Source organism: Ensifer sp. Root142 (assembly GCF_001426785.1).
In the GTDB taxonomy this organism is placed as follows: domain Bacteria; phylum Pseudomonadota; class Alphaproteobacteria; order Rhizobiales; family Rhizobiaceae; genus Ensifer; species Ensifer canadensis.
This window is the reverse complement of the sequence record NZ_LMFK01000038.1, coordinates 1-11,603: the sequence shown is the minus strand read 5'-3', so window position 1 is coordinate 11,603 and position 11,603 is coordinate 1. Positions and strand designations below refer to the sequence as shown.

5 protein-coding genes and 1 pseudogene are annotated in these 11,603 nt (G+C 54.5%); 1 reads left to right on the top strand and 5 read right to left on the bottom strand.

Annotation, left to right across the window (positions count from 1 at the left end):
• Window positions 1-494: 494 nt before the first annotated feature.
• The 5 genes from ASD52_RS28515 to ASD52_RS28485 form a co-directional block, all read right to left on the bottom strand.
• Complete coding sequence (locus ASD52_RS28515) at window positions 495-1,601, bottom strand: response regulator (RefSeq protein ID WP_057226389.1); 1,107 nt, start codon at window positions 1,599-1,601, stop codon at window positions 495-497.
• Window positions 1,598-3,802 carry a sensor histidine kinase gene (locus ASD52_RS28510; protein WP_063991877.1) on the bottom strand — a complete coding sequence of 735 codons (2,205 nt, stop codon included), beginning with the start codon at window positions 3,800-3,802 and terminating at the stop codon, window positions 1,598-1,600. The genes ASD52_RS28515 and ASD52_RS28510 overlap by 4 nt, the downstream gene beginning before the upstream one ends.
• 655 nt (window positions 3,803-4,457) lie before the next feature.
• Window positions 4,458-4,823 (bottom strand): hypothetical protein, encoded by a 366-nt coding sequence (locus ASD52_RS28505; RefSeq protein WP_162254186.1) that lies wholly within the window; start codon window positions 4,821-4,823, stop codon window positions 4,458-4,460.
• Between the two features lie 8 nt (window positions 4,824-4,831).
• On the bottom strand, window positions 4,832-9,511 hold the full coding sequence (locus tag ASD52_RS37950; RefSeq protein ID WP_244497537.1) for an RHS repeat-associated core domain-containing protein: 4,680 nt from the start codon (window positions 9,509-9,511) through the stop codon (window positions 4,832-4,834).
• A gap of 90 nt (window positions 9,512-9,601) precedes the next feature.
• Entirely contained in the window at window positions 9,602-10,615 is a 1,014-nt protein-coding gene (locus ASD52_RS28485) for a hypothetical protein (protein ID WP_057226377.1), read from the bottom strand.
• Window positions 10,616-11,040: 425 nt separating this feature from the next.
• Here ASD52_RS28485 and ASD52_RS38920 point away from each other — a divergent pair.
• A pseudogene (locus ASD52_RS38920) lies at window positions 11,041-11,170 on the top strand (type II toxin-antitoxin system RelE/ParE family toxin); the annotation flags it as partial.
• Window positions 11,171-11,603: the final 433 nt, after the last annotated feature.

The following is an 11,603-nucleotide window of genomic DNA, read 5'->3' as shown; positions in this document are numbered from 1 at the left end:
AAATCCACGGTTCTCACACTGTCTATATTGACGTCCATATAGACAGAACATCCAGTTCGCCTCACTTCTCAGCAAGGCGGCCCTCCTCGGATGCGTACGGCCGATCGCCACCAATTCCGGGAGCGTGTGCCAGACCGCCGCGAGCCACGGCTTCGCGCATGGTTGCATGTCCGTCTCACGGAGAATTTCGAAGCGGAACCAGATACGCGCGGCCAGCGTTCGCCAGCTCGCGGCGTCGCCGAATCTTCTCAGGCTGCACGCGGCGCTTGAGGTATCGAGAGGTGAGGCCAACGATAGCCCCGCCAATGGTTATTGCCGACGAAGGGATCAAGCTAGCGGAAGCCCATGGGCGAGGATCGCCAGGCCGATCACCCGATAGGCGATCCTTCAACGGAGCAGGAGTGTCGTGCGAGGAAACAGCCTACCTTGGAGGAACCAGCGACTAAGAACGTCTTTTTGGGCTTTCTGGCGGAAGCACGTGGAAGTTCGCCCCTCTAACTGGCGAAGTGCGTGACCTCAATATTCGGTTGCCCTGTTCGGCTTATGAAGGAACCAAATCGCTGGACCAGATTCGAAACAAATGGGTAAGAGATGGATGCAACCCGATCATTCAAATGGGCGGTGAGCACCTCCAAGGAAAGCGTGCGAATCTCTCCGAACGACACTAGGATCGGAGAAGGTTCACCTGGCAATGGCGGTAGGAAGTGTGTGGAGGACGCGATGTTCTGGTTCACGAGCCGTTTGAAATATGACTCTGCCTTTTCACGTTTCTTTTCATTCGCGGGTGTTTTAAGCGTTTCCACGTTTTGGGGCCAGTTTTCAATCTCACGGTGACATTTAGCCAGTAGGACGTTAGCGATCTTTTTTGTCGCCATGTCACATTGGGGGCTCAGCACAACCCAAAGGCTATCATCCAGGGCGAACAGGTCCCCGGTGTGCGCTCGATCATCGAAAAGCGATGGAACATTATAGCATTCGAATGGATGCCAGCCCGCGTTTCCTTGGCCGTCTAATCCCATTATGTCCGCAATATGACTGACATATTGGCGGGCGATAATTTTGATCAAATTCGCTTGGTTATCGGGTTCCAAGTCGGAAAATGCGTTCCATCGTGGCCACAGGCGCTTTGCGAAGACTTCTGCAGAAAGGCCATCAATGCTAGCCTTCGCTGCCCTCAAGGTTGTCATCATTCCCCATTTGTTGGACAGCCAGCCGAGTGCGTTTTCGTATCCATCCCCGTCACCTTTATCAAAGGTCGAAACCAGCCCCGCGTCTCTGAGACCTTCATCAATCTCTGCGGGATGACCGGAGAGAATTGCGAGTGGAAGCCCCTGCCCAAACAATATCGCCTTAGCGAGCTTGTTTCCCACGTTTGGAGTTTCCTGTGCATCTTCCTTCTCGGGTAACCGAAGGTCGACTATCGCGCAATCGAATCGATGTTGGTCTAAAGCCTGGATGGCCTCGTCATATGAACCCGTGGCGACCAGTACCCACTCTTTACCAGCCTCGGCGTTAGCAGCATTCCAGTCATTGATGGAGTCAAGAAAAAGATCACGATTTAGTTCGTCGTCTTCGACATGAAGAATGTACTTCCGGTTCATAGCGTTGCCCTTGCTGGGAAATTAATCTCGAATAACGCGCCGCCATCGTGCTCGATATCGTAAAACAATGTCGCACCCGAGCGAGCCAGTGCCTCTCTAGCAATATTCAATCCAAGACCTGTTCCACCGTCCTTCAGTGTGAACTTCAAATCGAAGATATGGTCCACGAATTCCTGAGGAACGCCCGGGCCATTATCCTCAACAAGAATCCTTCCGTTGTCGCCCTTTCGCGAAACAGTGATTTTAATGAATGGAGTGGCAGTCTTGCTATCGTCTAGCCAGTAGACCGCATTGCTGATGAGGTTAACGAGCGCAGTCGACAGGTCGTCGGGAAAGCCGATGAGATCGAACTCGCCATCGGCCTCCAAAATTGTTATCGGGACGCCACTGCTTTCAAAAAGCTCGGCGGCTCTCCGGATCACGGCTTTAGGCCTGAAGAATTTCGGCTGCCCCCGTTTGCCACCCGCTAAGGGACGCAGATTCCGAAATAGGCTCTCTAAGTCATGACCGGCACGCAGGAGCTTGGGAATTCGCGAGCTGATGTCTTCTTTTGTCTGAGTAGCCAATTTCCCTAAGCCGAACATCGTAGGGAAAGCCTTCTGCATTCTTTCAGCCGTGCGGACAACGTATACGGCACGTGGTCCACCATCGTGCAAAATTTGGCCCACTATCGCACCAAGTGATGATTTCGCCTCAAGTAAGCGTTGCCGCTCTTGAAGATCGTCGATCCTCTCCATAAGCTTGGCCGACTGCTGATCGATAACTTTTTCTGCAGCTTCTCTTTCGTCCGGCTCCAATTTGGCAATGAGACTACGGATTTTCTTTAATTCCGACAGTTCCCGGACCTCATCGAAAGTGGTCGATCTTCGTCTGGCGAGTCCGGTTTCGCTTCGGAACGCGAACCGCTTGGGTTCAACAACTGTGGAAAGTAGTTCAGTAACAAGCTGCCGTAAGCGGGAAAACGCTTCGTTATCTTCGAATCCTTCGCGACTGCTTCGCTCGACCAAGTTGGAACCGTCCTGTCCCTCAATGGTCACAAAACCCGCGATCTGATTATGGCCGATTCGCAGCGAGGGGTCTTGGACGCGTCGGCTGTCCAAGGCAAGCCAATCGTTTTCTGGGTTGCCGTACGGTCGTACACGAAACCCATCACGATAGATCGCAACCCCGGAAATGTTGTCGAGCAGTCGACGGGCCTCGGAGGCGCTCAAATCGCCCATTCCGGCTGCTCTCATGTTGTTTTTGATTGCGTCCGCTTCTCTATCGAATAGAAAAAGATGCACCGCGAAACTACCTGGCGTAGGCTCTGAATCCCCTGGGAACTTCAACTCCAGACATTCAACACCGCGGCCCGCCCGATGAATCTGAAAAGTCCCTGAGAAAGAGCCCGAGGAATCGAAAACTCCTTGTAGCTCGTAGTCGCAAGCCTTTAAGAGCGGGAAGGGCTGTACCCGGTTGATTTCTTTCCCGGCAGTATCCGGGACAGTATCGGTGTCGTCGTCAATTTCCGCAGATAGCCCGTTAATCAGGCTGGGCCCGTCAAAACCAGAGTTTTCGGACGTGCACTCACTCAAGTCCAAGTATATTGAGAAGTCGTCATTTTCGGTTCTGTCTAGCGGTGACAGTAGTCTGCGTAGCTCGACATGGAGTCGTTGCAACTTTTCCTGAGACCATGCCTCGCTGAGATTTCGGACCTCGATGGTCGTGCCTGTTGGCTCTTCACCATCTTGGACGATATAGTCGATTGCTATTTCTGAAAGGTAGATATCGTCGCTGAACAACGTCCAATCGAGCTCTGGTATCAGAACCGATTTTAAGGAACCCGCTTCGCCATAAGTTGAAAGAAGCGACATCATGGTGCCAAGTTTCGCCGCAGCGAAACGACCAATACCCTTCGAACCCATCATTCGCCGCTTTTTTCTCGGCGATAATCTCTCTTTGGTTTTCGATGATGTCGCAGGTTCCATCCATTTGAGACGGATGTCATCCAGTGACATGCCATGGCCGTCATCGGTGATGGATATGAGTCCGTCTGGTCCGTTCAGGGGCGGGTGGAATTTAATGCGTACAGCGTCAGCATCAGCATCGTAGGCGTTTTTCACGAGCTCAATAACGGCGGCCTCTGGTCCGCTAATCAGCTGGTCGCCGATCGTTCGAATGATGCGGGCTCTCGGCTGAAACGTGAGCTGATTTTCAGTCATGAAGACCCACCAGTAAGATACTGCCCAATAGCCATCTGCGAAACTGCGTACCATAGGTAGCAAACAATCTCGTAAGAATCCCTAACGGTTCTTCCTTGGGCGCGAGTTTTTTTGCTGAAAAGTAACATTGCCATTCGTCGTTTGGTTCTCTAATTGTGCGTCCACAACACTGGTACACACAACAGCGCAACGGCGACGCGAATCCCTTGTTTTCTGGGGTTTTTGGGCAGTTAGGCGGGAGTCCCACCCTCTCCGCCATCGGGTTTCGCGGCCTTCCAGCGTTCCCACAATCCGCGATAGAGGTTGCTCGAACTTGGAGCTATTGCAGGTTTGGCTAGGGCTACACTAGGGGCGCGCCCTTCTGTCGATCCATTTCCATTGAGTGAAGCAGGGCATCAGATTCTAGGCTGGATCTGACACTCGCACGCGACTTGGACTTCGACTATGACGAAACGCATCGTCTACAAGATCTACAAGTCACTCAATGACAAACATACGCATCGGCTTGCGCCGGTTCATTAAAGCGAAACTCCTTCCACTCGTGCGGGACAGAGAATGCCGGTCATATCGACGATTGCGCATAAACCACTCAGTCGCCGTTCTTAATTAAGAGAAATTCACGGGCGCTCGAAATACTTGAAGACTGCGCTATACCTTATGACTCCTGTTGTTCCCATTCAGCAAAGACTATCACCATGTCCCCCCCCGTGATCGGCCGAATATAACAAATCCGATGGTTACCAATTAATTTGCTTAACTCTTCCTCCAATTTCCGTTGTCTAGCATAATTGGCGAAAGCGGAGTCCAGTAGCGCATCTTTCAAATTGTCAAATACCTGCATTGCGCTGATGACATTCTGAAGATGGTCACTTTCAAAAATGAAGAATTCAACGTTGTGGAATACAAGTTTATAAAAATCTACCTCCGTGGAGTCGAATAGCTTTAACGTCAAATTCGGGTAATCAAAGGCGAGCGTTCTTATCTCACAATCCGCAAACAGCGATTTATTCAGATCGTTCATCATTGGTCTCATCTCTTTCCTGGTTCGAATTCAACGCCAGGCTGTCTTACGCCATTCTCCCACATATGATACTCCCACCCCCGCCCATGGTGGCCGCGGTCGATATCATACCAAGCATTGCCCCCGCCGTCGTACATGCGTGTCGTGTCATATCCGTTTGTCCACATCCCCCATGGTTCGCCCGTTCGGGGACTTCCTGCGGGTTGGATGGGTGTCTTGTCAGGGCTACTGGGAAGATTGCCGCATTGTGCGCCTCCTGGAGAAGGCCGTGGAAACAAGCCAAGTGGGTCGGTATTTCCAAGCGGATCGAGGGATGCGTAAACATAAAGATTGGCGGCCGGGTCGCTGTCTTCTCCAATTGGATCTCGTGACAGCCAGCGCCCAATTACCGGAGCATAGGCGCGATACCAGGTGAGATAATTGCCGCCCGGGTCCGCCGTGAACATCCCAGCATAGCCGAAGTCCGTCAGTTTGGCTGCAGATTGCAGCGACACCCCGAACGGGTCGTAGTCATAGACTGGCGCCTCAATCGGCGATGCGAACACCCTGCGAACCGAACCTATTTGATCAACACCGTAATAGAGCGGCTGGTCGGTGGCTCCTTTGACAAGTTCGCCTTCGGGATAGTAACCGCGGACGAGCTCGTTGCTCGCATCGCGGGCCTGGCAGAGGGTACTGCCGCACCAGACATATCTGGTATCCGATGGCGAGCCACCTGCGGGAGTGCTCGTGATTGATATGCGCCGGCCGAGACCATCGTAAGCGTAGGCGACCGCGCGGCCTGGCTCGGCTGGATAGCTGACGCCGATGAGTCGGTTTTCCGCATCCCATGTGAAAGATCGCGTCCCATCCGAGAGCAGATTCCCGTTCGCATCGTATTCGAATGCTTGACCGGAGAGGGATGTCAACTGGTTTACTTCGTTGAACGCAGCGGTCTGAGCATCGGTGTTGGGCATGAGGACGGATGCATCGCTGCTTTGCATGATGCCGACAATGCGGTTCTCTGGTGTCGTCGTGAATGCAAAATCCGTGAACTGACCTGGCGCCAGCCCCTTGTTGCTGATGCTCGCCAACCGCCTGTCATTGCTGTTGCCCAGATATGTCCAAGAGGTGGACAGATTTGAGCCTGTGATGGCAAGGGACCGTCTGGTAACCTGCGACGTTTGTCCGAGATAGTTGAACGCAAATGCCCCAAGATCGCTATTGTGCTGAGCGACACGGTTGATCGCATCATAAGCAAGCGTTTCCGCTCCGCTTCCCTCGATCGTCCTTGCTTTCGGGCGGCCGAGCTCATCATAAGCATAGTCAATTTGATGGGCGCAGGACGTCTCTCCAGTGGCGGTGAAGCACTCCTTCTCGAGCTGCAGGGCTCCATCCTCGAACATCGGGCGATAGGAATATCGGGTCGTTCCGGAACCATCCGTCATCGATGCGACGCGTAGGAAGAACGGATCGTAGGTCAGCGCCACATTGGGGGTAGGATTGGCCACGTTGAGATAGTTGATGGCGAGCGGCTTGTTATCGGCGGCATAGGAAATCTGCTTCACCTGATTGAGCGCATCGGTGATCGAGGTCAGCCGGCTTATCGTTTGCTCGTAAGCATAGATCTCCGTGCGGCCGTCCGCGTACTGTTTTCCAGTCGGGCGGCCTTGGAGATCGTAGCTCCATGCAGTTTCGTTAAGATTGGGGTCCGTCAGCGAGACGACCTGATCGAGGCTGTTGTAGCCGAGCGAAACTTCTTTCCCCGAAGGTTGAATGACCTTCGTCAGTCGATGATTGGCGTCGTGCTCGTACTTCCACAACCGGCCTTCCCGGTCTCGATAGGAAGCAAGATCCAGTTTGTCATAGATAAATCGCTCGCTCGTTCCATCGGGATAGGTGAGGTTCGTGATCCGGTCAGCCGCGTCGTAGTCGGCGGTGACCACCCATCCTTCCGAGTCGGTGAACGTCCGAACCCGCGCGAAATCGTCATAGGTGTAGCTGGCTGCGACCTCGGAATTCGCGTTCGTTATGGTCGAGATGTTCCCGCTCACGTCATATGCATAGGTCGTCTTCTCACCAAGCGGATTGGTGACGGACGTTAGCTGGCCCGCCGGATTGTAGATGTAGGTGGAAGTTCGTCCAGCCGCATCCATGTAAAATATGGGACGATGCTGGCCGTTGTAGACGTACTGGGCCAACGTCGATTGAGCGCCGAGCTCTGATGTCTGGCTGATCGCAACCAGATCGATGCCGTTGGAATAGGAATAGTTCGTCGTTCGCCCGATCGGATCGACCGCTTTTGTCAGATTGAAGAAGTTGTCCTCGTCGTATTCGAACTTGCTGATCTGTGTTGTGCCGTCATCGAGCACGCGGCCGACCGCAACTGGCCGATTGTAAGTGCCCCCATACAAGCTTCCGGCCGAGGATTTCTGGCCCGGATAATTGAACCAGACGCGGCCTTCAAGGGCGGTCTTGCTGCTCTCGATCGCCGTGCCTTTGATCGAAGCTCCGGGCATATGCACAAAATGACGCAGACGCGCTTTCGTGTAGTCGCAGCCACCAGCATCCGTGCATCCGGCGGCCGCGTAAGCGTCCTTGTCCCAGTGGAAGCTATTTCTATAGGTCAGGTAGCTGTTCGACGGCGGCAACGGCATGCCGACCGGCACCGTCGAAGCTGGATCGCTGGCGGGAATCGGCGCGGGCTCCAGCCACTCTTCTCGCTCCTTGTAACCAAGTGGGTCTGTTACTTGCACGAAGCGCGGCTTCACAGTGCCGGGCGCTGTGTAGGCGAAGGTCGTCGTACCGTATGGCGTCGCCATGCCGTTGACGAGCGAATTGACATCGTATGTGAAACTCGAAGTGAGGCCGATAATATCGGTGAGGGACGACAGACGACCATAGCTATCATACGTGAGCGTTGCCTTCCGACCGAAAGGATCGGTAATTTTTGTTATCAATAACGGGCGATCGGGTAGGCCATATGTGAACGTCGTGTCGCGACCGAGCGCATCAGTGATCGATATCAACCGCCTCTGCGCATCGTAGTGCAAGGTCGCCGCATTTCCCTGCGGGTCTATCACCTGACTTAAAAATATGTTGCGGGGGTAGGACGTACTCCCATCCGACTCGGCGTAGATCTCGACACGTCCGTCTTGCAACTTGCGTCGATAACTCACATTTGATTGGGATACCAGCGAGAGGATTGAACCATCATCGTCTTGGGCGGCGAAACGGCGTAAAGCCGAATTGTAGCCGGTATAGTAAAAAGCGCCTCCTCCCGACATAAACCGTGAAACATTTGCTCCGGGGTTGGTCGGATCATCAACAACGTAGCTAAGCCAGTCGATGGTCCATTTGGGACCCACATTGAAGAAGCTGAAATTCGCCGGCTGACTGTCTTCTCGCTGATTGTAGGAAATCTGCACTTTCATCGCAGGACCGAAGGCTGGGATGTAGCCCACCGGCACGTCCGATAATGTCAGGCTGACGCTGGATTCCTTGATGTTGTAGGTGCAAAGAGGGCAGCCACTTCCGCTACCAGGCCCGCCGGCACCTCCTGCTCCTCCGGGTCCACCTGCGCCTCCAGCCCCACCGGGACCACCTGGCCCACCGGCGCCTTCTGGACCGCCGGGGCCGCCTGGCCCGGCGGAGCCGTCTGGTCCGCCATCTGCTGGCGGATCGCCAGCGCCACCTGGTCTGGTACCATTCGTAGGTCCCTTACCCCATATTGCCGCAGCTTCAGCAACTTCTATTTGTCGCCATACCTCCTTGGTCGCCACGTCCGAGGGGACCAAGAAATAGCCAGTCGTCTCCGCATCCAGTGCCGCTTCTGTGACCCAGATATCGGACCCAGGAAAAACGGCATCACGCACTTGGAATCGGCCGTTCGTTTTTCCGATGATCGCCGCAAAGTGTCCGACCTTCCAATGCACGATAGACGGCACGGGAACGGCTTCGCCTGGCTGGCGCAGGACCAAACGATAGTCGAGGTTCACCTTATCAGCGAGCTGCCCTACCTCTGCTAGGCTCGTGCCATCACTTCCTGCGCGGTAGAACTGCAAGAAATTTATCGTATCGAGATTTGCGCCTCGCTGCTGCATAAGAGCACGCAATGCCAAAGGGCCGCAATTGAACAGGTGACGGGGATCTTCCTTAGCAAGAATGAGTTGTTCCTTCGCGACCTGAATCGCTTCAGTGGCGGAACCCGTGACCGGGCGTTGACCAATTTCATCAAACAAGGCGGCCAGTTGCTCAGTGTGGCCGAGATTTGCCCTCAATCGCGCCAGTTCGCCGACGGCGCGATCGACCAACGCTCGGGCACGAGGCTCCTGTGCGTCCTTCCCTTCGCGCCACGCCGATTCCCATGCCTCTATCGCGCGCGAGAAATGCCCATCGTGCAGATAGGACAGGCCCAGGTTTGTCAAGACAGCCGACTTCCAGCCGGATTGGGGATACGAGTCGAGAAAGTGGACCAAAGCGCTGAAGTCGCTCGGATTCTTCCGATGCCGCAAAGCGGAGATCGCGTCGAGAAGCGCTCTGTCCTCCGCACCCGTCGTCGCTTTTGTCGCAATGAGCGGTTCCGCTAGAGAGGCATAGATTTCCCGGCCGCTCGTCGCCGCCATTGTATTCGACGATGCGCCGAGGAATGAAAAGAGCAGCGTGGCATAAAGCAGCGGCATCAAAGCGCTAAGACGCATGGAGAACATCTGCTAGGCTCCTTGTTTCGGAGGCGAACATTGGCGACGACGTTTGAGAGGGAGCTAAATGCGGGCCGGCCTTAGCCGCGGGGATAACCGCTACTGGACGGCGCGAGTTGCCGCGGGATCGTCGTCAATGTCCCAATAGGTTACGATGCCACCCATCGTAGATCCTGGCTGCCACATAGACGCGTTTGATATTCCGGATAAACCGCCGATGCCGACCAGCTGCAACGAACCGTCGAGAAACGCATTTTTTGCTTCTGACCAAACGATCAGCCAGTTTTGACCATCCCACGAAAAGGCGAACTCTATGTTCTGGCCGTCATAGCGCACACGAAACCAGTTGGGCGGGTCGCTCACCGCTTGAGTGTACACATTCGCATTAACTTGTGTATTTGAGTTGCATCTCTTTACGACGAGAGAGGCGCTGCTTGATCTGGATTCCATCACGGCGCCGAGCATCTTTCCGGCGCTGTCTTTGAGCCATACGCCGAACTCGGGATAGCTTCCCATGAGAACCGAGTATTTGGCGCGGAAGGTAAGCGTCCACGTCGCATTTTGCGGTACCGGTCTGTAAGCAGCAGGGAATGCTGTGGTGTTACTCGTGATCGGTACCGAATAAACCATCCCGACATTCGCCACGTTGCTAACGGTTGGAACGATGGACGCTGGAGTGTCGATCGCTGTGAACGAGCTTGCATTTGGGGGAGCGTACGGGCCGGATTCCCGCTGGAAGCTGCTTGTTTGAGCAGAGCCGATCATCACTGTCCCAGGCCCGTTTGTTATGACAATGCCCGGACCGGCCGTCAGTGCTGTAGCCTGAGCAACGCCATTTGAATTGCCGACAATCAGTTGGCCATCCGTGAGTGGGCCGATACCGCCAAATCCTCCATTGCCGTCATTGTATTGTATCGCGTTGGGCATCCCCCCGGGCGCAGATGCGCAATCTCTCACCGCGCCAAAGTTCTCCATGAGCTTGGTGGCGTCCGCCACTTGGCCGTTCGCAATTTGATGGGGCAGCGGAGGGCAGGCGGCATGACCTGCTTGTGCATTGCACAGCGCAGAGAATGCCGCCGCGATGATGATGACGAGCACGTTTCGTCGCTGCATGTTCGTGACCTCGTAGCAACTGAGAGTTTAGGTAAATCAAGTGGACGTGTGCAGCTATTGCTTTTATTTGATCTTTGTTGCACACCTAGATTGCGGTTGCAATGCACGATTTAAGGGCCTCGTATGTTCGCCAAACTTGCACATAGAGTATCGGTTGTCGGTGCGGCAGGTGCCGTCCTGGCCATATCGTTGCCCGCGTTCGCCGCATCGATTGTCTACACGTATGATGTGCTTGGTCGTCTCGAAACCGCCTTCTATGAAGGCGACAGGTGCGTCGCGTACGCCTACGATGCCAATGGCAATCGCACTTCGCGGACCAGCAGCATCGTGGGATCGTCGGCGCCCCCGACATGGGGAGCCGAGGTTTTCGGCTGCTTTCGTTGGGCTACTCCGTAAATTTGATGTGCACACGTGCTCTTGGCACCGCGAAGAAGGACCGCGCCAACATCGATGACGACGACCTTTTGGCTTTCCGGAAGCTTCGCTGAACTCTATCAGCGCAAGACGCAAGCCGAGCTTGCTACCAAAATCGCCGGCGCCCTATTGGAGATTTGCGGAAGGAGACTTCAGCCGGTTATTGACCTCGATCCATTTGCATTCGAACGCCTCGTGATGATTCTAGATAAACGCGGTTAGGATGATGATTCTCGTTCAGCGTCCAACCACGCAAATGAAGAACATCAGCGCCAGGCCTTCCTGTCTCAAGCGCCGGTTGGAACGCCTGCCCACATGCAGCACGACATGCATCGTGTGATTGGATGGGGCCGACAGCTAGGGCACTACATCGATGGCGAAATGGTTCGCGTCTTGCGCTGCATCGAATATCCGGAGAACGAAGAAGAACACGTTCAACTACAAGACCATGTGGCCCGTGAACTCGTGGACAGAAGCGTAAGCGCGAATTTCCCCGCACCTTCTGTGATTGAGTGAGCTTTGGCATGAGGTGTCCACCTAAAAGAGGTGGACACCAAATGATGGAAGAAGGTCA